Genomic DNA, 22562 nt, shown 5'->3' on the forward strand with positions numbered 1-22562 from the left:
AATTAGAAAGTTTTTAGCTTATAAGATTTGACAACCTATTTACAAAATGAATATTACAAAAAACCCACATCTATTGATGTGGGTTTCTTTGTGCGGAGGAAGAGGGATTCGAACCCCCGGAGGTGTGACCCTCAACAGTTTTCAAGACTGCCGCATTCGACCACTCTGCCATTCCTCCTAAGCGGATGCAAATATAGAATGCTTTTTTAATTCTTTCAAGTAAAAAGTTAAGTTTTTCCGTAAAATAAAAAACACCTCATGCAATTATAAAATGCTATATTCTTTCCAAATAGAAGTGACAAGTCTTATTTTTGTAAAAATTTAAATGTAAATGAGTACTATTGAAAAACTAAAATGGCGGTATGCCACTAAAAAGTACGATTCTAATAAAATCCTAACGGCAAAAAAAATAAACATCTTAAAAGAGGCGTTTAATTTAACCGCCACCTCATTTGGATTGCAAACCATAAACTTGGTTATAGTTAAAGATAAAACCAAACGCCAACCGTTGTTGGAAAGTGCTTATGGACAAAAGCAAGTGGTTGAATCGTCCCATTTACTGGTTATTTGCATACAGAATAATATACAAGATCATGATGTGAATGACTATTACGATAACATTAATAATATTAGAGGGACATCCCATGAGATATTAGATCCTTATAGAAAAAGTTTAGTGAAGATGATGCGAAAAATGACGATAGAAGAACGCCAGCAGTGGTCCAAAAATCAAGCTTATATTGCTTTGGGTAACCTTATGACCGTTTGTGCCATGGAGGACATTGATTCGACCCCCATGGAGGGTTTTGATCCGGTTCAATTTGATACGATTTTAAACCTGGATAAACACGGATTAAAATCGGTATTATTACTTCCTGTGGGATACAGAGCGAGCGATGACATGTTTTCATCCTTTAAGAAAGTCCGTAAACCCCTAGAAGAATCGATTATAGAATTATAAAACTTTAAATTTGGGCGTTACCCCGTTTTAACGGGGTCGGGCTTTTAGCGTTACGCGCCGGCTCGTGGCAACGAGCAAAAGCGCGGTAACTTGCCGCAATCCCTAACGCAAAACTGTAAATAATATATTATGCCAGGATTTGAATTGTTTGGAAAACAGGAACGTAACGAAGTAAATGATGTTTTAGATAACGGTGTACTAATGCGTTACGGATTTGATGCCTACCGTAACGGACATTGGAAAGCCAAAACACTGGAGCAAGAACTTAAAAACGCGTTACAGACTAAATATGTGCAACTGGTATCAAGTGGAACAGCTGCTGTATCGGTTGCCCTGGCTTCAGCCGGAGTTGGTGCCGGAGATGAAGTTATCATGCCCACCTTTACATTTGTAGCTAGTTTTGAGGCCATTATGATGTTGGGAGCCATTCCCGTTTTAGTCGATATAGATGATACCTTGGCATTGGATCCCGGAGCTGTTGAGAAAGCCATTACGGTAAAGACCAAAGCCGTTATGGTTGTTCAAATGTGCGGTAGTATGGGGCGAATGGATGCGTTGCAAATCATTTGTAAAAAATATGGATTGCTTTTAATCGAAGATGCTTGTCAGGCAATAGGAGGGACATTTAATGGAAAACCTTTAGGTAGTTTAGGGGATTTGGGGTGCTTTTCTTTTGATTTTGTTAAAACCATTACCTGTGGAGAAGGAGGAGCAGTAATTACAAATAAGGAGGACTACTATTTAAATGCCGATCATTACAGCGATCATGGTCATGATCATATAGGCAATGATAGAGGGGCAGAAACCCATCCGTTTTGGGGCTATAATTTTAGGATCTCGGAACTTAATGCTGCCGTGGGATTGGCACAAGTTAGGCGATTGCCGGAATTCATGGAGATCCAAAAAAAGAACTATGCCATTTTGCGTGACGCCCTATCACAAATCCCTGAGATCATCTTTAGGACGGTTCCCGATGGTGGTGAGGAGAGTTATGCCTTTTTGAATTTCTATTTACCGGATCTGAAGATGGCCAATAAGAGCATACAGGCTTTAAAAGTGGCAGGTATAGATGGCTGCTTTCATTACTATAATAACCATTGGCATTATATACGAAAATGGGAGCATTTGAAGAATTTAAAATCATTGTTTCCCATTTCCAATGAGGTCAAGGAAGGGCTTACTTATTTACAAAACAGAACGTTCGAACAATCAGATGAATTTATCTCACGTAACATTTCTTGTCTTATAAAATTGTCCTGGACCGAACAGGAGGTTCGGGATAGAGCGTCAAAAATGGTTGAAGTTATTTCTCATGCCCTGAAGACGAATTAAAAGTTAATTTATCACATGGGTTGCAGTGCAACGGATTATTAATCTATCCATTTTGGATAGGCCCCCTGTTAATATCCAATAGTATTCACAATTTCCAAACCATATCCAATCATCCCAACTCGAGGCTTTTGCTCACTGTTGGTCATCAGTTTGAGTTTATGGATATTTAGGTCATGTAATATTTGGGCGCCAATGCCAAAATCTCGAGCATCCATATTTACCCTTGGCGCTTTGGTGACCTGGTTAGAAACTTGATTTTCCTTGAGGAATGTCAAACGTTTTAAGATATTCATAGATTGGGATTCTTGATTAATAAAAAGAATGGCTCCCTTACCTTCATGATTAATCACTTTAAACATAGCAGCCAATTGTGCATCTACATTATTGGTAAGAGTACCAAGAATATCATTGTTGACCAGTGTAGAATTTATTCGTGTTAACACAATTTCATCATCCTTCCATTGACCCTTCGTTAATGCTATATGTACTTGATTGTTAGTAGTTTGTTTGTAAGCTCTTAATCTAAAATGACCAAAGCGGGTTTCAATTTCAAAATCCTCTTTTTTCTCAATTAACGAATCGTGCTGCATGCGATAGGCCACTAAATCCTCAATGGAAACAATTTTTAGGTTCAATTTTTCGGCAACGTCCATCAGTTGCGGTAGACGTGCCATTGAACCATCCTCATTCATAATTTCCACAATAACACCTGCTGGATTTAAGCCAGCCAAACGAGCAAAATCTATAGCTGCTTCGGTATGTCCCGTGCGTCTCAAAACGCCTCCTTCTTTTGCGATCAGTGGAAATACATGTCCTGGTCTGGCCAATTCAAAAGGTTTTGTGTTTGAGTCTATCAATGCCTTAATGGTTTTGGCTCGGTCCTTAGCCGAAATACCTGTAGTGACCCCATTGCCCCTTAGATCTACCGATACCGTAAATGCGGTTTCCATTGGATCGGTATTGTTTCGTACCATCATGTTGAGCTCTAATTCTTTGCAACGGTTTTCAGTAAGCGGCGCACAAATTAATCCGCGACCGTGCTTCGCCATAAAATTGATCATTTCCGGAGTGACTTTATCTGCAGCAGCAATAAAATCACCTTCATTTTCCCTGTTCTCATCGTCGACTACAATAATGACTTTACCATTTCTTATATCATCAATGGCGTCATGAATGGTATTTAATATAATGGGTTTTGTTTTTTTTATGGTCATGGTGTCTTCTGAAATCATAGTGCAAAGATATTGCTTATTTTAAATTATCTAAGTAATTTAATATTAAGTCCTCTTTTACTTTAACTTTAATAAATGGAAAGGTAATCATATACAGTGGGGCACCAATGATAAGCAATACCAAATTAGGCACTTTCCTGTTAATGTCTTTGTAAAAGTTAAACAGGTTTATGGTTGACTTGATGTAATATACTATGAAAAGTATCACCGATATCATGCTTAACTGTATAGAGGCGGAAGCGAGTGAGGGTAATTTGTTATTTCTGAATACAAAAAATAAAATCAAAAGAACTATACCTATAAAATAAAGAACAATAGCAAATTTTGAGTGGTCCGTATAATGCTTCGTAATATTTTGCGTATGGTTGAAATCTTGACGGATTCTAACCCCTTTTTCGATGAGCTCTTCTGTGGTTAATCCTTTGTTAATTAAAAGTTTAATAGCTTCATGTCTTACGTTTTCATCATGTTCTAAATTTTCATGATCGTTAACGACAGCAACGAGCTCATTCATTTTGTATGACTCTAAAAACGTATAATCGACACTATCTTTGGCCTTGATCTTAAATATTTCCCTTAAAGGTTCGAGAATATTACCCATTTCAAATAATCCTCTATCTGCTGTGGCTCTTCTGGTCAAATAAACCCCTAATGGAAGCATGATGAGCGTAGAAAACCAACTCGCTAGAATGGGGTTGAAATTTCCATTTTTGGCACTATTGGTTGCAAAAATGCCAATAAAATGATAGGTTAAAAATAACAGTATGGCCACAACCATAGGGAGGCCAATACCTCCTTTTCGGATTAACGCCCCCAGTGGTGCACCAACAAAAAATAAGATGATACATGCAAAACCGAGTGCAAGTTTTTCGTGATAGGATACAATGTGCTTTTTATAAATAACATTTTCATTTTTAATGAAAGTCTCTTTGGATGTTATAATTTGCTTAGTGCTATTTACTGAATTAAATGCCGTAGTACTAATTTGAACCTTGGCTTTGGTGTCAAACAGTTCCATAAATGATCCTTGGAAAACACTGTCCTTTACTTTTTGACCATCGGATGCTTTGCTTACATTGGGTTGATTTGCAAAAGACGTGTTTCCCAATGTTTGAATACTGGTACGCTGATAAAGGTTTTTAGAAAAGGCATCGAGTTCTGTTTTCCATTTGTTGGAAAGTGAATCCATGGCTTTATCCAAACCATTAAGATTAAGCATATTGTATTTGTCGGAGTAGGATTTATCGTCAATATCCACATCGTTTAATTCAGATAAATCAATATTAATGATGTATTTTTCAAAGGTGCTTTTTGCAAATGGGTGCTTTTTTCTCTCCGATGGTTTTTTCGGGATGATATCATTATAGTAATTGCCATCGGTTAAGATTAGCTTTAATATTTTAGATGACTCCTTACCAATAAAGACACCCCTTTTTGACTTAATAAACGTGGAATTGGTGCGTCCATTAGTACCTTTAATGTGGATGACTACATTCTCAAGGTGGTTGTCATCTGTCTTTTTAGCAAATTTTATATTGTAATTACCAACAGGATTAAACTGGCCTTCTGCTAATAACATGGCGGGTTTTAATTTTGCAATATTCTTGCGTAAATTAAAAGAATTGAACTCAGACCACGGTATAACGTTATTCGCAAAAAGAAATGTGGTAAAGCCTAAAATAACTATAAAAATACTAAGCCCAGACATGGCACGTTGTAATGAAATCCCTGTAGATTTCATAGCGGCAAACTCATAGTTTTCAGCGAAGCTGCCAAAAACCATTATGGAGGACAAAAGTATGGTTAAGGGCAGTACTAATGGGATTAGTTTTGGTAAGAAATAAAAAATAAATTTAATGATTACAATTAAATCTAAGTCCTTTCCGGCCAATTCCTTTATGTATAACCAAATGGTTTGTAAAATAAAAATCAGAATGAGTATTAAAAACACACTGATAAAGGTTTTAAGATAAGTGGTCAGTATGTAGCGATCTAAAATTTTCAAACGTTTAACTTAAATAATTATCTATTCTAAAAATCTGCCGACGTTCTTATGGACCTCGAACTGTGAATAGGCCTTAGCACTTAGTTCTCAAAATAGAAATTTAAAATTGATGACTTTTATTGAGATACCTCTTAGAGTAATCCTTATTCTTTTATTAAATAACCTTAGTCTAATTTATTGATGTAATACTCTTTAAATTTATTGACATCAAAAGTAAACAAGGTTTTTGATATAGGTTCATTCGTTTGAAAAGAATTAACGGTTAGTGTTGTTTTTGTCCCATTTTTCCCAATTTGTATGAGGTTATAAATATGTTTTGTTTGGGCATCGATTCCTAATAATATACTTTTAATTTCCGAATTCGAGTCAATGGGAACAAGCTTAACATATTGGATTTTCCGGCCTCTTACGTTCTGAACAATATCAAGCGAATAGGTGTAACCATCTTCGTAAAATGAAAGCATCTTACTTGGGGTGATACTGTCTTCTTCATCACTGTTATTGGAAGAGATGGTCACCTCTTCATCTTCCGGGCTTATATTATAAGTATTTTTACCGTCATAAATTCTTGTAATTCCCAAAATGTTAAGAATGTATTTATCACCTTCCATCACCACATCGCCACGTGTTTCTTGCCTTACGTTTTCGGCGGTATTTTCTAAGACATACTTAAAATCAATGGAAACATTATCATATCCTTTCACCTTTTCGGAGACTTCTTTTAATAACGATTTGGCTTCATCCACCTGTTGTGAATAACCTTCAATGACAATGAATACAAAAAGTAGTATTAAAATATTTTTCATGGGTTTAATTTCTATAGTTACATGTTTTTGAGATCATACCACCCGATAAGTTAACCGGGGCCCTAAGGTTATCATAAAAATAATTAATGGTAACATTTTTAACCATATTACAAGATTTCATTGTCTAATAGAGCGTCCAAAGCAGCCAGATCTGGAACAAGAACTTGCCTTGCTTTACTACCTTCAAACGGACCAACTATCCCAGCAGCTTCCAATTGGTCAATAAGCCGACCGGCCCGATTATACCCCAATTTTAGCTTACGCTGTAATAACGAAGCGGAGCCTTGTTGTGCGGTGACAATAACAACGGCAGCTTCCTTAAACAACTTATCTCGATCTTCGATATCAATATCAAGACTTGTGCCACTTTCCTCACCAACATACTCTGGCAATAAATAAGCTTCGGGATACGCTTTTTGAGATCCAATGTAATCTGTAATTCGTTCGACTTCCGGAGTATCCACAAAGGCACATTGCAAACGTATTAAATCGTTACCTTGCGTGTACAGCATATCTCCACGACCAATAAGTTGATCGGCTCCCGAACCATCCAAAATAGTTCTGGAATCTATTTTCGAGGTTACTCTAAAAGCGATGCGTGCGGGGAAATTTGCCTTAATGATTCCTGTAATGACATTCACGGATGGCCGCTGTGTTGCAATAATTAAATGAATGCCTATGGCCCGGGCTAGTTGCGCTAAGCGAGCTATTGGTGTTTCAACTTCCTTCCCGGCAGTCATAATCAGGTCTGCAAATTCATCGACTATTAACACAATATAAGGCAAATATTGGTGACCTTCATTTGGATTTAATTTTCTCGCCTTAAACTTCGAATTATACTCTGCAATGTTTCTACACATTGCATTTTTAAGTAGTTCGTAGCGGTTATCCATTTCAATACACAAGGAATTAAGGGTATTGATCACTTTGGTATTATCGGTGATGATAGCCTCTTCACTATCCGGAAGTTTGGCCAGATAATGTCGCTCGATCTTATTGAACAGCGTAAGCTCCACCTTTTTGGGGTCGACTAAAATGAACTTTACTTCGGCAGGATGTTTTTTGTAGAGCAGGGAGGTCAAAACAACATTTAATCCCACTGACTTTCCTTGACCAGTTGCACCTGCCATAAGTAAATGTGGCATTTTGGCCAAATCTACTACCAGGGTTTCATTACTAATGGTTTTACCTAAAGCAATTGGTAATTGCATTTCGGAATTTTGAAACTTCTTGGATGCTATTACGGAGCGCATCGAAACCACAGTAGCATTTTTATTGGGAACCTCTATGCCGATAGTCCCTTTTCCGGGTATGGGCGCTATAATACGAATACCCAAGGCCGATAATGATAGGGCAATATCATCTTCTAAATTTTTAATTTTTGAAATGCGAATTCCGGCTTCAGGAACAATTTCATACAGAGTAACGGTTGGACCTATTGTGGCTTTTATACTGGCAATACCAATTTTATAATTGCTAAGGGTTTCAACAATTTTGTTCTTGTTTTCCTCCAGTTCCTCTTGGTTTATTTTGATCCCCTCCGTGTCATATTTTTTAAGCAAATCCAAAGGCGGATATTGGTATTTTCCCAATTCTAACGTGGGATCATAAAGACCAAAGTCTTCAACCAGTTGATTGGCCAGATTATCTGTTTCAGCATGTTCTTCCTGCACATTTTCAACTGTTATCTCTATTTGGGAATCTTCGTCTTTATCTTGAGCCACATTAACCTGTAAAGGGGCATTTGTCTTCTTAAGATTGTCTTTATTTAAAGTGAGCTCATCATCGTCTACATCGAGTTCAAAAGCCGACCGTATGGCTTCGGCCTCTTCAGATAAATTATTATCCAGAGGTACAATGGTCTCATTCTCTTTAAAGTCAGATAGTTCATCCGAAAGGTTATTTTTAGCTGACTTAAAGAATTTTGCAAAGCTTTCGAATGTCAGTTTAAATCTAATGGCTAAATAGGTAATTAAGAAGAAAAACAATACAATAATAACACCTATTTTCCCGATATAATCCTGTAAAAACGTATTGATTTCAAAACCTACAATCCCACCAAGTATATCACTTTCTTGTGCAAAGAATCCAAAAAGCGTAGACAGCCAAATAACAATTAAAGTCCCCCAAAACCAATGGGTTCGTAGCTTGGATTTGTTGATATTCATTAACACATAAATTCCGGAAAGAAAGATAAGCCCTGAAAAGATAAAAGAAGCCATTCCAAAGCCTCTGTAAATGAAAAGATCACTTAACCAGGCACCCGTTTTACTCAGCCAATTATCGGCTTTTGCATCTCTGGAAAGAAATTCATTAATGGTACTTTGGTCGGCTTCTCCAGTAAAAAAATAGGAGACAAAAGCGATGAACAAAAGGATGCCAAAAAGTACCAGAAAACTACCAAAGACAAGTTTTTGTTGACTGGACAACTTAAAACCTGGCCATTTGCGTTTTTGCCTGGATATGTTTTTAGATTTAGTTTTAGCCATTAGCGCATCAATTCAAAAATAGGTTAAAACGAGTATTCAAAAGAATTGTTTTTAAAATGCCACAAAAATACAAATTACAAATGGTTATCCTATGAGCAATAGTATTTAAAATACCTTGGGAAGGTATATCATTAAACCGATAATTGAAGCAAAAAAAGCCGCAATAAATACCGCTCCGGCAGCAATGTCTTTTATATAACCTATTTTACTGTGATATTCAGGATGAATAAAATTAGCAACTTCTTCAATAGCAGTATTTAGCGCTTCCGTACCAATGACCAGAGCAATTGCCAAAATTTGTGCCATCCATTCCGTTGTTGAAATATTGTAAATAAAACCGGCTAGAGTAATAGCAATCGCAATGCAAACCTGGATTTTGATGCTAGACTCTTTTTTTATCAGTAAAAATGCGCCGTGAAAGGCATACTTGATACTTTTTAATCGATTGACTAAGAAAGACTCTTTACTGGACATTGATATCTTTTAAGAGCCCAATGCCTCTAAAGCTGCATCGTAGTTTGGTTCTTCGACTACTTCTTGAACCTGTTCGGTGTAAAGAATTTTTCCTGTTTCATCGAGGACGATTATGGATCGTGCTAATAGGCCACGAATAGGACCATCAATATAAGTTAAATTGTATGCTTCTCCAAAGTTCCCATCTCGAAAATCGGAAAGAACTTCAACATTATCAATTCCCTCAGCACCACAAAATCTACTCATGGCGAAGGGTAAATCTTTAGAAATACATAGAATTTTTGTGTTGTCTAATTCACTTGCTTGCTTGTTAAATGCCCTTACCGATGCTGCACAAGTGCCAGTGTCTATGCTATGGAAAATATTCATGATCACCCGATGACCTTTATAGTCATTCAAGGTTTTATTTGATAAATCGGCTGCTGCTAATTCAAAATCAGGAGCTTTTTCACCAACCTTGGGCAGCTCTCCTTTTGAGTTAATTGTAGTTCCTTTTAACGATAGTATTGCCATTTTTAAAATATGTTTTAATTAGGATTTAAAAATAAGAATATTAAATCGTTTGGGGTTCGTAATTTTAAAATTATTTAAAAAGTTCAATCCTAATAAGTTTTATCAATTTTAATATAATTTATTAAGATATAATTTGAATTTTCTTAAATTATTAATTCTTATTTTTATTCGATTCGTAATTTAATTAAAATAAAACTGTATTAATGGAAAACAATAAACATTTAAATGGAACGGGTAAATGTCCATTCAGTCATGGTGCAAATACTGCCACTCAAAAATCTGTAATGGATTGGTGGCCTAATGCATTAAATCTGGACATATTACATCAGCATGATACTAAAACTAATCCATTGGGAGAAGATTTTGATTACAGAGAAGCATTAAAAACCTTAGATGTTGAAGCCTTAAAAAAAGATCTTCATGATCTTATGACAGACAGCCAGGAGTGGTGGCCTGCAGACTGGGGACACTATGGTGGTTTAATGATTCGAATGGCCTGGCATGCAGCTGGTTCATACAGAATTTCTGATGGTCGTGGAGGTGGAGGAACTGGAAACCAACGGTTTGCACCACTTAATTCATGGCCAGATAATGTTAGTTTGGATAAGGCGAGACGTTTACTATGGCCCATTAAAAAGAAATATGGTAACAAAGTAAGTTGGGCAGATCTGATTATTCTGGCCGGAAATATAGCCTATGAAAGTATGGGGTTAAAAACCTATGGTTTTGCTTTTGGTCGTGAAGATATTTGGGGACCTGAAAAGGACACCTATTGGGGTGCAGAAAAAGAATGGCTAGCCCCAAGTGATGAACGTTATGAGAATGTTGATCATCCTGAAACTATGGAAAATCCATTAGCTGCCGTACAAATGGGGTTAATTTATGTTAACCCTGAAGGTGTTAATGGTAATCCAGATCCCTTAAAAACGGGTGCTCAGGTGAGAGAGACGTTTAAAAGAATGGCCATGAATGATGAAGAGACTGTAGCCTTGACGGCAGGGGGTCATACCGTTGGTAAAACCCATGGGAATGGTGATGCCAGTATACTTGGTCCGGACCCGGAAAGTGCCGCGGTTGAGGAACAAGGATTTGGATGGTCCAATCCGACTCGAACAGGAAAGGGCAGAGACACAGTAACAAGTGGAATTGAAGGCGCCTGGACAACCCATCCTACCAAGTGGGATAATGGGTATTTTGAAATGCTTTTCAATCACGAATGGGAATCTCGCAAAAGTCCGGCTGGCGCTTGGCAATGGGAGCCTAAAACTATTGATAAAAAGGATATGCCGGTTGATGTTGAAGATCTTACTACCCCTCACAATCCCATAATGACAGATGCCGATATGGCTATGAAAATGGACCCTGTTTACAAAGAAATATCCTTGAAGTTTAAGGATGATTTTGATGCCTTTTCAGATGCATTTGCTCGTGCCTGGTTCAAATTGACCCATCGTGATATGGGACCAAAAGATCGTTGGTTTGGTCCGGATGTCCCAAAGGAAGATTTAATTTGGCAAGATCCCATTCCAAAGGGAAACAAGGAATACAATGTTGATGCCGTAAAAGCAAAAATTGCGGCTTCAGGCCTTTCCATTTCTGAAATGGTATCAACCGCATGGGATAGTGCCAGAACATTTAGGGGGTCAGACTTTAGGGGAGGGGCCAATGGAGCCCGTATTCGTCTGGCACCTCAAAAAGATTGGGAAGGTAATGAACCTTCACGATTGGCAAAAGTACTGTCAACTTTGGAGCCTATTGCTTCCGAATTCGGTATCAGTATGGCCGATACCATTGTCTTGGCCGGAAATATTGGAGTTGAAAATGCCATTAAAAATGCTGGTTTGGAAATAACAGTACCTTTTGCTCCCGGTCGTGGTGATGCCTCTAAAGAAATGACAGACGCGGAATCATTTGGGCCTTTGGAACCCTTGGCTGACGGATTTAGGAACTGGCTGAAAAAGGATTATGTTGTGAGTCCGGAAGAAATGCTGTTGGATCGAACACAATTAATGGGTTTAACCGCTCCGGAAATGACCGTTTTAGTTGGTGGAATGCGAGTATTAGGAACCAATCACGGAGGTACCAAACACGGCGTGTTTACGGAAAACGAGGGTGCCTTAACTAATGACTTTTTTGTAAATCTGACCGATATGGCTTACGAGTGGAAACCTGCGGGTAACGGCATATATAACATTAGAGATCGTCAAACAGGTGAAACTAAATGGACGGCTACCAGAATAGATTTAGTATTTGGTTCGAATTCTATTTTAAGATCGTATGCCGAGGTTTATGCACAAGATGATAACAAAGTCAAATTTGTCAGGGATTTTGTTAATGCCTGGGTTAAGGTTATGAATGCCGATCGGTTTGACTTAGATTAATGTCTTATACATACCCGTAATGTGCTTAGAGAAACGAAACTTAAACATGTTTTGAATCCCAAACCGTTATGAACGCAAAAGGCCTGTTGGTATATTTCCAACAGGCCTTTTTGTACCTTATTCCGACAAGCTTAGTTTACGTGCTTCTCTAAAAACTCGGCCACGCCTTCATGCGTGGCTTGGATGCCCGATTTTCCCTTATTCCAGTTCGCGGGACAAACTTCTCCATTTTCTTCTACAAACTGCAACGCATCAACCATCCGTAATACTTCATCCACATTTCTACCCAGGGGTAAATCATTAACAATTTGATGTCGAACGATACCCGCTTTGTCGATTAAGAACAATCCACGGTAAGCAATAAGTTCACCATCGGCCTGTAACATGTCATTTTCATCATAATAGGTTTCTCCGGCCAATACATCATAATTGGTGGAAATGGTCTTATTGGTATCCGCTATGAGAGGATAGGTAATGCCTTTAATACCACCTTGGTTTTTATCCATTTGCAACCATCCATAGTGGGATTGCTCAGTATCTGTAGAGACTGCCACCAAAGCCGTATTTCTGGCTTCAAATTCAGTTAATTTTGCTTGAAACGCGTGCAATTCTGTGGGGCACACAAAAGTGAAATCCTTGGGGTAAAAGAATAATACCACATGTTTTTTTCCTATAAATTGATCCAAGGAAAAATGAGTTACAAATTCACCGCCGTTTATGACAGCCTGTGCATTAAATTGAGGAGCTTTTTTACCTACTAATACAGCCATTTTTTTAATTAATTTAAAAGTTAAAAATTTAAAAACAGCTGCAAATATAGAGTATGGGATAGGATTGGCAACACCGGATAATTTTTATTCTCTATGGAATGATAGTTTATGCCAATTTAGTTTTTAATTGCTTAATTTTTATCTTGAAGGCAGCAAAAAATAATGTAGTAAATGGGCTTAACCAATTAAAGATCGCATACATAAAATAATCGGATACGCCAACACCTAAAACACCAGATTGATAGGCACCACAGGTATTCCAAGGAATCAAAACAGAAGTTACTGTCCCTGAATCTTCCAATGTCCGACTTAAATTTTCAGGTGCTAAGCCTCTGTCATCGAACGCATTTTTAAACATTTTTCCAGGAATAACAATTGCCAAATATTGATCGGAGGCAATGGTGTTTAAGCCTATGCAACTCAATACCGTACTTGCAAATAAACCAAAAACGGAAGTGGCTACAGTAAGCAAGGCCTTAGTCACTCTGGCAAGTGCACCAATACCATCCATAATTCCGCCAAAGATCATGGCGCTTATAATTAGGAAAATAGTCCAAAGCATACCTTGCATACCACCTGACGAAAACAGCTCATTGAGACTTTCATTATTTGTACTAATTTGAGTATCCGTTACCACGGAGCTCAATACGGCAAAGAGTTTAGAATCATTTAAACCACTTAAAACTGAAGATTGAAAAATAAAAGCAAACACTGCCGCAAAAATAACACCCAAGGCCAAGGCAACTAAAGGCTTGGTTTTCATTAAAATTAATGCTATGACAGCCAGAGGCACCAAAAATAACCATGGTGAAATCGTAAACGTTGTATCTATAGCGCTCAATAAATCGGTCAAATCTGCACGACCCGTAGTGTCGATTAAGGTGCTTAATACAGAGAAAAACACCAACGTAATTAAAATTGACGGTACCGTTGTAATCGTCATATATCGAATATGGGTGAATAGGTCGGTTCCAGCAATGGCCGGTGCTAAATTGGTTGTATCACTTAGCGGTGACATTTTATCTCCGAAGTAGGCCCCTGATATTACTGCACCGGCAATCATTCCCGTATGAATGCCCAGAGCGGTACCAATACCAACCAAAGCAATACCAACAGTGGCAGAGGTGGTCCATGAACTTCCTGTAGCAATAGATATCAAGGCACAAATAATCACACAAGCCGGTAAAAATATGGATGGATTTAATACCTGTAAACCATAATAGACCATGGCTGGGATGACACCACTAACCAGCCAGGTTCCAGCCAATGCACCAACCAATAATAAAATAAGAATAGGAATGAAAATACTTCTAAGATTTTCCCAAATTTCGGTTAACATATTGAATAATGAAACCTTGTTAAAAAATCCAACAACGGCGGCAATGATACCGCCTATTAAAAGTATGAACTGATTAGAATATTCACCCAATAATTCGCCATCCTGGAATTGAATATTGTAGAATAACAACCCCATTAAAATGAAAACAGGAATTAAGGCCTCCCATATATTTAATTCTTTGTTCTCAATTATGTTTTGATGGTCGACTTTAATTTTGGAAAGGTTACTACTGTCTTTCATGAACACCTGTTTAAACCCGTAATGTTACGATTTTCATATTAGCTGTGCAAATGAATGTGTATTGTGCTTACCTTTGCTTCCTAACTTTTCTGATAATCTATGGATTCGTTAACCCAAATTGTATTAGGAGCTGCCTGTGGAGAGGCTGTTTTAGGCAAAAAAATAGGCAATAGAGCCTTGCTATTTGGGGCCATAGGGGGTACTATTCCGGATCTAGATGTTTATGTGGGGGGATGGCTATACGGTAATGAAATAGATGCGATGTTGTTTCATCGTGGATTTATGCATTCGTTTCTCTTTTCCATTACAGCATCCTTTTTTATGGGTTGGTTTATTTTTAAATTGTATAATACGGGTAAGCGAACCCATACAACAACTCAAAAAAACTGGATACACTTATTCTTTTGGTCTCTATTTACACACCCTATATTGGATTGTTTTACACCTTATGGCACTCAAATTTTTGCTCCATTTACCAATTACAGAGTTGCCTTTAATAACATTGCTGTTGTTGATCCGGCCTATACCGTACCTTTTTTAATTGCTCTTATCGGGGTGATGTTTTTTAATAGGGCCTCGATGAAACGGCGATTGTGGTTAAAGTGGGGTATCGGTTTGAGCTCATTTTATATGTTGTTTACCATTGGCAATAAGCTTTATATTGACCATATTTTCAAAGCATCGTTGAATGAAAAGGCCATAGAATTTAATCGATTTTTAGTCCAGCCAACCCTCTTTTCTAATATACTTTGGTATGGCATCGCAGAGACCGACGATACTTATGTTGTTGCAGAGTACTCCTTACTGGATACTGGCAACAGATTTCTGAATTTTAGTAATCTTCCAAAACAACGGGACTTAAATCCTTTGCAGTATCAGGATATTATAAATTTAGCTTGGTTTAGTAACGGATATTACAGCATTTATAAAATCAATCAAAACGAATACCAATATAATGATTTACGATATCCACTTCTTGATGAGAATGATCCTAATTCTTCAGTGTTTAGTTTTGTCCTTTATCATGACGACAAACGATTAAATATGAGGCCTTTTGAGCGAAATACCGAAAAAATTAATGTGGCCATACAGTCTATTTGGAAGCGCGCAAAAGGTATTTAAATGTTTTACAGACCCAAGTTTAGGGATTGCAGATTTGGTTTGAGAATGTGCAGTTCTTCCATGCAAGTGCGCATCTTATTATAGGTGCGTTCAATATCGGCATCCAATCCAATAGAAAAACGTATAAGTCCGTCACTTAACCCCATAGTTTTTTGCTCATTTTCAGAAATTTCGGAAGAGGTTGAGGTTCCCGGAGCACTAAATAAGGTTTTATAAAATCCCAGACTAACGGCTAAATAACCAAGGTTTCTATGTTGCATGAGTTCCATCAAATCATTGGCGCGCTCAATAGTACCTACATCAATGGTTAACATACCCCCATAACCATATGGTGCATTCATCATTTTCTTAAATAAATTATGGGATGGATGCGATTCCAGTCCGGGATATACGGTTTTTAAACCATCAGCTTCAAATTTCTTAGCTAAAAACAGGGCATTTTTACTGTGTTGTTGCATTCTAATATGCAGTGTTCTCAGGTTCTTTAAAATGGAAGCAGCACGTAGGCTATCCATTGTAGACCCAAGTAGCATGGATGCACCGTCATGAACATTACGCAAACGGTTAATAAAATCTTGAGAACCACAAACTGCACCTCCAACCGTATCACTGGAGCCATTAATAAATTTGGTCAAACTGTGTACCACAACATCGGCACCTAGCTTTGCCGGAGAAATGGACAAAGGAGAAAATGTATTATCCACTACGAGCTGTAGATTGTGTTTTTTTGCAATTTTAGAGAGGGCTTTGATATCAGCAATTTCTAAAAGAGGATTGCTCACCGATTCGCAATATAAAACCTTGGTATTTTTGGTAATGGCCATTTCTACCTGCTCCACATTAGTTATGTTTACAAATGTAGTTTCAATGCCTAGTCGCGGAGCAAAGTTTTTTAGAAACGCATATGTTCCACCATAGATGGTTCTACTGGATACCACATGATCGCCTGAATGACAAAGTTGTAACAATACCGAGGTAATGGCACCCATTCCTGATGCCGAAACATTTGCTGTTTCGGTATCTTCCATGGCAGCAAGGGCTTCACCTAAATACAAATTTGAGGGTGATGAATGACGAGAATAAAGATAACAGCCATCAGCATTGCCTTCAAAGGTGTCGAACATTGTTTTGGCTGATAAAAAGGTATAGGTTGATGAATCGGAAATGGAAGGGTTAACACCTCCAAATTCACCGAAATATTGTAAATCTTGAATATGGTTTGCGGGGTTATATGCCATAACTTTCTTTATGATATTGCAAATATCGGTATATTTAGAATAAAAATCAATGATTAATATATTATAAAGAATATAAAACTATAAAAATTATAAATAGTAGATATAAATTAATATATTTGATGGTATATATACGGTTTTATGAAAAATATTCGATTATGATTTTTGATGCTATCGATAAAAAATTGCTTACTTATTTACAAGAGGATAGTAAACAGACCAACAAGGAGCTTTCACTTAAATTGAATCTTTCTGTAACTGCGGTTTACGAACGCATTAAAAAGCTGGAAAAGGAGGGCTTTATTGAAAGCTATGTGGCTCTAGTGAACAAAGAAAGAATTGATAAGGCTTTTGTGGTATTTTGTCATGTTAAATTAGTTCAACACTCACAGGAATTTGTTATAAAATTTGAAAAGGAAGTTGCCAGCTTAAATGAGGTATTGGAGTGTTATCATATTAGTGGCGATTACGATTACTTGTTAAAAGTTATTGTAAAAGATATGGCTGCATTCAGGGAATTCATGGTAAAAAAGTTAACTACGATTAACCACATAGGAAGTACACACAGCATGTTTGTTATTAACGAAGTTAAGCATTCAACCGCCATTGGCTTTTAAAAATGAATACCCTTTTTTATAAAATCATTGAGTTTTTTATCATTTTTATAGCAATGCCCATTGCCTTTATTTTTGATTATCCGATTTGGATTAAACTTAGTGTCGGACTACTTGGTTTTATATATATCATCTATATTTTAGTTACAAAGGAACAGGTAGATTTAAAAATAAATAAGGATTTAAATTGGTATTGGTTTTGGAAACAAACCTTGCTAAAGTTCTGCGCCATTTCCGTGCTAACCACAATTTTTGTTTGGTTTACCAATAAGGTTGCACTGTTTCACGTCATAATCAATAAACCCGGACTATGGCTATTCATACTTTTTGTTTACACCGTTTTATCTGTATATCCTCAAGAAATAGTTTACAGAACTTTTTTCTTTAAACGATATGCACCTCATATTAGACATAAAAAACTTTTATGGTTTACGAATGCCCTCGTATTTTCAGTAGGCCATATGTTTTTTAAGAATGAACTCGTTTTGGTACTGACCTTTTTGGGGGGATTCCTTTTCGCTATGACCTATTATAAAACCAATTCCACATTTTTGGTTTCCATTGAACATGCCATTTATGGCTGTTGGTTGTTTACGGTGGGTATGGGTGAAATGTTAGGATTTCCTCAATAAATTTTTTATGGTCAAACACAGGCATCCCAAACCGGATCTATGGGTAAAGGGGCCATAACCTTTATTGGAATATTTTTCACAGGATGTATAAATTCAATAGATCTGGCATGCAAATGAATACTTGCATCTTTATTACTGCGGTCAAATCCATATTTTAAATCGCCCTTTATGGGACAGCCAATGCTTGATAGTTGCGATCGTATTTGGTGGTGTCGGCCCGTTTCCAGGTTGATCTCGAGCAGGTAATAGTTGTCTAATTGTTTTTTGATGTGATAATGAAGAATCGCTTTTTTACTATCCTTGATCTCATTTAAATAGGCTATCGATTTATTGTTCTTAGGGTTCTTTTTAAGCCAATGGATTAAGGTGTCTTCAGGTTTTGGCGGTTTGCTTTTAACCACGGCCCAATAGGTTTTGTATATGTCTTTTGAAAGAAACAATTTATTTAAACGGGGTAGTACTTTGCTTGTTTTGGCAAATATGACGAGTCCTGTTGTAGGTCGGTCCAATCGGTGTACTACGCCTAAATAGACATTTCCCGGTTTGTTGTATTTGTTTTTGATATAGGCTTTAACGATTTCACTCAGAGGTGTGTCACCTGTTTTATCCCCTTGAACAATGTCCCCGGCACGCTTATTTACGACAATAATATGGTTATCTTCATAAAGTACGAGTAAGTTTGAAAAATTGGATACGGTCTTCATAAATTCTGAAAAAGCAAACTTATGATATTTATACAATATGGTACTGAATAATCTACCCGATTATCAAAAAAAAGAAAGGGAATACACAACGTATTCCCATCCTATTTTTAAATTAAGATTGACTTATCTTTTTGGAAGTAGGGGGCATTCAAAATACATCTCTATGGATTCAAAATCATCAAGATCTAAGTCTTCTTCCGAGCAAGCCATGGCATATTTATTGGCATCGACTCCTTCTTTTAAAAGATTCATATGCCAACGGCCACCATTGTAATCCTGATCACCTGGTTTAGAATCGGAGATTAATGGAAGTCCACCATAAAACATGGCCTCCGGCATCATGTACAATTCATCAAAATTGCCACTGGAAGGCTTAAAAGTTGCAGGTACCACAATAGCTGTAAATTCAATACAATCTACCCAAACTGGAGGGCGCTGACGTTCTGAACGCTCTGATTTGGAATTGGAGCTGGTTTTACTGGTAGGGTTTAGACCGGAGGAAACATCGGCCATGTACTGCAGAAGTTCTAAATTATTCACCTTCTGGACTGGTATGACCTCTTGAGTTTCATTGGAACACCCGGTGCACACCATTAACCACCCTGTGAGTACTAAAAAAATAACTGTAATTTTCATGTTCAATAGCTTTTTAAGATTAGTAATAGCTCAAAACTATTATATCTCATTGACTTATAATGTTAGCTATCTAACATTTACAAAAAAATATCAGCGTACTGTTTGAGTCATAATTCTTGTCAAAAGAAAGAACATGTTATGCTGGAGTATGAATAATCAATTACATTAATATTGCTCATTATTATTGGGGAAGTCCATGCTTTTTACATCGGCGACATACTGTTCCATGGCCTTGGTCATATCCTCATATAAATTCATATAACGACGCAAAAACCGCGGATGAAATTCATGTGTCATTCCAAGCATATCGTGCAGTACAAGTACCTGTCCGTCAACACCATTGCCTGCACCAATTCCAATAATGGGAATGGAAACACTTTCAGCTACCTCTTTGGCTAGTTTTGCAGGGATTTTTTCAAGTACTATACCAAAACATCCTGCTTTTTCAAGCATTATGGCATCATCTATGAGTCGTTTCGCTTCTTCTTCTTCTTTGGCACGAACCGTATAGGTTCCAAATTTATAAATGGATTGAGGGGTCAAACCCAAATGGCCCATAACGGGAATGCCAGCATTTAAGATGCGCTTAATGGACTCCTTTACTTCTTTACCACCCTCTAATTTAACCGCATGAGCTCCACTTTCTTTCATGATACGAATGGCAGAGCGTAAGGCTTCTTTTGGGTCACTTTGATAACTGCCAAAGGGTAAATCTACAACTATTAAAGCACGCTCTATAGCTCTTATTACAGACGAAGCATGGTAAATCATTTGGTCCAGGGTAATGGGTAAGGTGGTCTCATGACCGGCCATTACATTACTTGCTGAATCCCCTACTAAGATCACATCCACACCGGCACCATCAACAATTTTAGCCATGGTATAGTCATAAGCTGTTAACATGGATATCTTTTCACCATTAGCCTTCATATCCACTAGGGTTTTGACCGTAATGCGCTTGTACTCTTTTTTAGCGGTAGACATTTTAGTTAGTTTTTGATCGTTTGTAAAAATAGTAATTTAAAAATATATACTGTTAAACTTTTCTTTAAACCCATACGGCTTTATTGCCGTTGTCTTAATTTAGACCAAAACTCAAATTATGAAGCGCATCTTATACTATCTCGTTGTTTTAACAACGGCAGCAGCATTTTCTCAGGATGATGAAAACCTTAAGGTCCGTGAGACTGTCGATACTTTTTTTGAAGGGTTTCACTTGGGTGATACTACTATTATGAAATCGGTTTTAGCAGATAAGGTATTACTGCAAACTGCTTTTAAAAAGAAGGAAGGCCAGGATATTCTGGTTACCGATGATCTGCAAAAATTAATTCATGCCGTTGCCAACCGACCTGCCGATGAGAAATGGGACGAACGCCTCTTAAATTACACCATAAAAATAGACGGTAATATGGCCAATGCATGGACCCCATACGAGTTTTGGTTCAATGGTACCTTTAGTCATTGTGGTGTAAATTCCTTTCAACTGTTCAAGAATGGAGAACAATGGAAAATCATTTATTTAATGGACACCAGACGACGTAAAGGGTGCGAAAACCAGTAGTAAATTAACAATCTGTTAAATGGACTCCCACAGCAAGCCCGCCTTCACTGGTTTCTTTGTATTTGGTATTCATATCCTTCGCTGTTTCCCACATCGTTGACACCACTTTGTCAAGGGGGACTTTTACATTATGAGGATCGGTATCCAAAGCCAATTCGGCAGCGTTTATAGCTTTTATGGCACCCATGGCATTGCGCTCTATACACGGTATCTGAACCAAACCACCAATGGGATCACAGGTCAGCCCCAAATGGTGCTCCATAGCTATTTCGGCAGCTACCAAGACTTGCTCCGGGGTGCCACCCAATAATTCGCATAAGGCAGCAGCAGCCATCGCTGAGGAGACTCCAATTTCTGCCTGACACCCACCCATTGCTGCACTTATGGTCGCCCCCTTTTTAAAGATGCTACCAATTTCTCCAGCAACCAATAAGAATTGTTTAATATGTTTAAAATTCCCTTCATGATTTTCGATAACCAAATAATACATTAATACGGCTGGGATTACACCTGCACTCCCATTTGTAGGAGCTGTAACCACCCGTCCCAGGGAGGCATTAACTTCATTCACGGCCAGTGCAAAACAACTTACCCATTTTAAAATTTGCCTAAACTTTACCTCTGTTTTTCTTATGGAATTTAACCATTCCTGCGGAGAACGATAGGGGAATTCACCTTTTAAAGTGGCATAAGTATCGTAGGCCCGTCGTCTAACATTTAGACCTCCTGGTAAATGACCTTCCGTATGGCATCCATTGTACATGCATTCCAACATCGTGTTCCAAATGCGTTCAAGTTCAAAATCAATGGTGACATCATTTCTTATCGACATTTCGTTTTCCAAGACCACCTCAGAAACAGATTTAGTTAACTGACTACAATAATGAAGTAAATCTTTACCAGTTTCTATTGGGTATGGAAAAGTGCGGTAAAAAATAGCTTTATTGGCCTTGGCTCTTTTACGTTCTTCCTGTACTACAAAACCACCGCCAATGGAATAGTACGTAGCACGTGATGCTTTACCATCGATTATGGCTGAAAATCGTAAACCATTAGAATGAAAAGGTAAAAACGTTTTATGGAATACAATGTCAGTTTTTGGATTAAATCCCAAAGGACGTTCATTATTGAGCTGTAATACGTTGGTGTTTTCGATGTGAGAAATAATTTTGGGTATCTGCTCTGTCGGAATAGTTTCTGGGTCGGCACCACTTAATCCCAGCATAACCGCAGAATCGGTAGCATGGCCTTTTCCAGTGAGTGCTAAAGAACCATAAAGATCGATGGTAATGTGATTTACATTTTCAAATTTATGGGTTTTTTTCAACTCTTGGATCCATCTTTCGGCAGCACGCCATGGTCCTAAAGTATGGGAGCTCGAGGGCCCCACACCAATCTTTAACATGTCGAAAACCGAAATACATTCCATTGATTATATCATTTTGTAAGGGTTAATACGAGTTGATAAATATAAATGGATTTTATATCATCACGACGCAAAGGAATCAAGTTT

20 protein-coding genes and 1 tRNA gene are annotated in these 22562 nt (G+C 37.6%); 7 read left to right on the forward strand and 14 right to left on the reverse strand.

Features of this window, described 5'->3' with window-relative positions; translation table 11 throughout:
* Nucleotides 1-93 precede the first annotated feature (93 nt).
* Nucleotides 94-178: transfer RNA gene (locus MR054_RS13290), tRNA-Ser, on the reverse strand.
* Between the two features lie 153 nt (nt 179-331).
* Here MR054_RS13290 and MR054_RS13295 point away from each other — a divergent pair.
* A complete protein-coding gene (locus MR054_RS13295) occupies nt 332-961 on the forward strand; it encodes an NAD(P)H-dependent oxidoreductase (protein ID WP_242158319.1) in 630 nt (209 codons plus the stop codon).
* A gap of 129 nt (nt 962-1090) precedes the next feature.
* Complete coding sequence (locus tag MR054_RS13300; RefSeq protein WP_242158320.1) at nt 1091-2293, forward strand: DegT/DnrJ/EryC1/StrS family aminotransferase; 1203 nt, start codon at nt 1091-1093, stop codon at nt 2291-2293.
* Nucleotides 2294-2361: 68 nt separating this feature from the next.
* On the opposite strand, the gene ribB is transcribed toward MR054_RS13300, so the two are convergent.
* The 6 genes from ribB to tpx form a co-directional block, all read right to left on the reverse strand.
* Entirely contained in the window at nt 2362-3525 is a 1164-nt protein-coding gene (gene ribB, locus MR054_RS13305) for a 3,4-dihydroxy-2-butanone-4-phosphate synthase (RefSeq protein ID WP_420838803.1), read from the reverse strand.
* A gap of 16 nt (nt 3526-3541) precedes the next feature.
* Nucleotides 3542-5530: an LptF/LptG family permease gene (locus MR054_RS13310; RefSeq protein ID WP_242158321.1), complete on the reverse strand. Its 1989-nt coding sequence runs from the start codon at nt 5528-5530 to the stop codon at nt 3542-3544.
* Between the two features lie 164 nt (nt 5531-5694).
* Nucleotides 5695-6336: an outer membrane lipoprotein periplasmic chaperone LolA1 gene (gene lolA1 / locus MR054_RS13315; protein WP_242086870.1), complete on the reverse strand. Its 642-nt coding sequence runs from the start codon at nt 6334-6336 to the stop codon at nt 5695-5697.
* Nucleotides 6337-6443: 107 nt separating this feature from the next.
* Entirely contained in the window at nt 6444-8825 is a 2382-nt protein-coding gene (locus MR054_RS13320) for a DNA translocase FtsK (RefSeq protein WP_242158322.1), read from the reverse strand.
* A gap of 105 nt (nt 8826-8930) precedes the next feature.
* Nucleotides 8931-9299, reverse strand: a complete 369-nt coding sequence (locus MR054_RS13325) for a diacylglycerol kinase family protein (protein WP_242086874.1) — start codon at nt 9297-9299, stop codon at nt 8931-8933.
* Between the two features lie 9 nt (nt 9300-9308).
* Entirely contained in the window at nt 9309-9812 is a 504-nt protein-coding gene (gene tpx, locus MR054_RS13330) for a thiol peroxidase (RefSeq protein ID WP_242086876.1), read from the reverse strand.
* A gap of 203 nt (nt 9813-10015) precedes the next feature.
* Here tpx and katG point away from each other — a divergent pair, with 203 nt between their 5' ends.
* Nucleotides 10016-12193 carry a catalase/peroxidase HPI gene (gene katG, locus MR054_RS13335; RefSeq protein WP_242158323.1) on the forward strand — a complete coding sequence of 726 codons (2178 nt, stop codon included), beginning with the start codon at nt 10016-10018 and terminating at the stop codon, nt 12191-12193.
* 131 nt (nt 12194-12324) lie between these two features.
* Here katG and MR054_RS13340 read toward each other — a convergent pair whose 3' ends face one another.
* Together MR054_RS13340 and nhaC are read right to left on the reverse strand one after the other, a co-directional pair.
* Nucleotides 12325-12963, reverse strand: coding sequence for a peroxiredoxin (locus MR054_RS13340; RefSeq protein ID WP_242086880.1), 639 nt, complete (start codon nt 12961-12963; stop codon nt 12325-12327).
* 106 nt (nt 12964-13069) lie between these two features.
* Complete coding sequence (nhaC, locus tag MR054_RS13345; protein ID WP_242158324.1) at nt 13070-14542, reverse strand: Na+/H+ antiporter NhaC; 1473 nt, start codon at nt 14540-14542, stop codon at nt 13070-13072.
* A 99-nt stretch (nt 14543-14641) separates the two neighbouring features.
* On the opposite strand from nhaC, the gene MR054_RS13350 reads away from it, so the two are divergent.
* Complete coding sequence (locus MR054_RS13350) at nt 14642-15664, forward strand: metal-dependent hydrolase (protein WP_242158325.1); 1023 nt, start codon at nt 14642-14644, stop codon at nt 15662-15664.
* Nucleotides 15665-15669: 5 nt separating this feature from the next.
* Here MR054_RS13350 and MR054_RS13355 read toward each other — a convergent pair whose 3' ends face one another.
* Entirely contained in the window at nt 15670-16902 is a 1233-nt protein-coding gene (locus tag MR054_RS13355) for an aminotransferase class I/II-fold pyridoxal phosphate-dependent enzyme (RefSeq protein WP_242158327.1), read from the reverse strand.
* 155 nt (nt 16903-17057) lie between these two features.
* Here MR054_RS13355 and MR054_RS13360 point away from each other — a divergent pair, with 155 nt between their 5' ends.
* Together MR054_RS13360 and MR054_RS13365 are read left to right on the forward strand one after the other, a co-directional pair.
* Nucleotides 17058-17516, forward strand: a complete 459-nt coding sequence (locus tag MR054_RS13360; RefSeq protein WP_242158383.1) for an Lrp/AsnC family transcriptional regulator — start codon at nt 17058-17060, stop codon at nt 17514-17516.
* A 2-nt stretch (nt 17517-17518) separates the two neighbouring features.
* The gene (locus MR054_RS13365) at nt 17519-18145 is read left to right on the forward strand and encodes a CPBP family intramembrane glutamic endopeptidase (RefSeq protein ID WP_242158328.1); all 627 of its coding nucleotides are present in this window, start codon (nt 17519-17521) and stop codon (nt 18143-18145) included.
* A gap of 11 nt (nt 18146-18156) precedes the next feature.
* Here the strand turns inward: MR054_RS13365 and MR054_RS13370 are convergent, their stop codons facing one another.
* The 3 genes from MR054_RS13370 to panB all read right to left on the reverse strand — a co-directional run bounded on the left by MR054_RS13370 (nt 18157) and on the right by panB (nt 20469).
* Nucleotides 18157-18849 (reverse strand): RluA family pseudouridine synthase, encoded by a 693-nt coding sequence (locus MR054_RS13370; protein WP_242158330.1) that lies wholly within the window; start codon nt 18847-18849, stop codon nt 18157-18159.
* Nucleotides 18850-18972: 123 nt separating this feature from the next.
* Complete coding sequence (locus tag MR054_RS13375) at nt 18973-19485, reverse strand: hypothetical protein (RefSeq protein WP_242158332.1); 513 nt, start codon at nt 19483-19485, stop codon at nt 18973-18975.
* A gap of 165 nt (nt 19486-19650) precedes the next feature.
* The gene (panB, locus tag MR054_RS13380; protein WP_242158334.1) at nt 19651-20469 is read right to left on the reverse strand and encodes a 3-methyl-2-oxobutanoate hydroxymethyltransferase; all 819 of its coding nucleotides are present in this window, start codon (nt 20467-20469) and stop codon (nt 19651-19653) included.
* 118 nt (nt 20470-20587) lie between these two features.
* Here panB and MR054_RS13385 point away from each other — a divergent pair, with 118 nt between their 5' ends.
* On the forward strand, nt 20588-21049 hold the full coding sequence (locus MR054_RS13385; RefSeq protein ID WP_242158336.1) for a nuclear transport factor 2 family protein: 462 nt from the start codon (nt 20588-20590) through the stop codon (nt 21047-21049).
* Nucleotides 21050-21053: 4 nt separating this feature from the next.
* On the opposite strand, the gene MR054_RS13390 is transcribed toward MR054_RS13385, so the two are convergent.
* The gene (locus MR054_RS13390; RefSeq protein WP_242158337.1) at nt 21054-22478 is read right to left on the reverse strand and encodes an L-serine ammonia-lyase; all 1425 of its coding nucleotides are present in this window, start codon (nt 22476-22478) and stop codon (nt 21054-21056) included.
* Nucleotides 22479-22562 lie beyond the last annotated feature (84 nt).

It is taken from the genome of Aestuariivivens sediminis (assembly GCF_022662105.1).
Lineage (GTDB): Bacteria > Bacteroidota > Bacteroidia > Flavobacteriales > Flavobacteriaceae > Aestuariivivens > Aestuariivivens sediminis.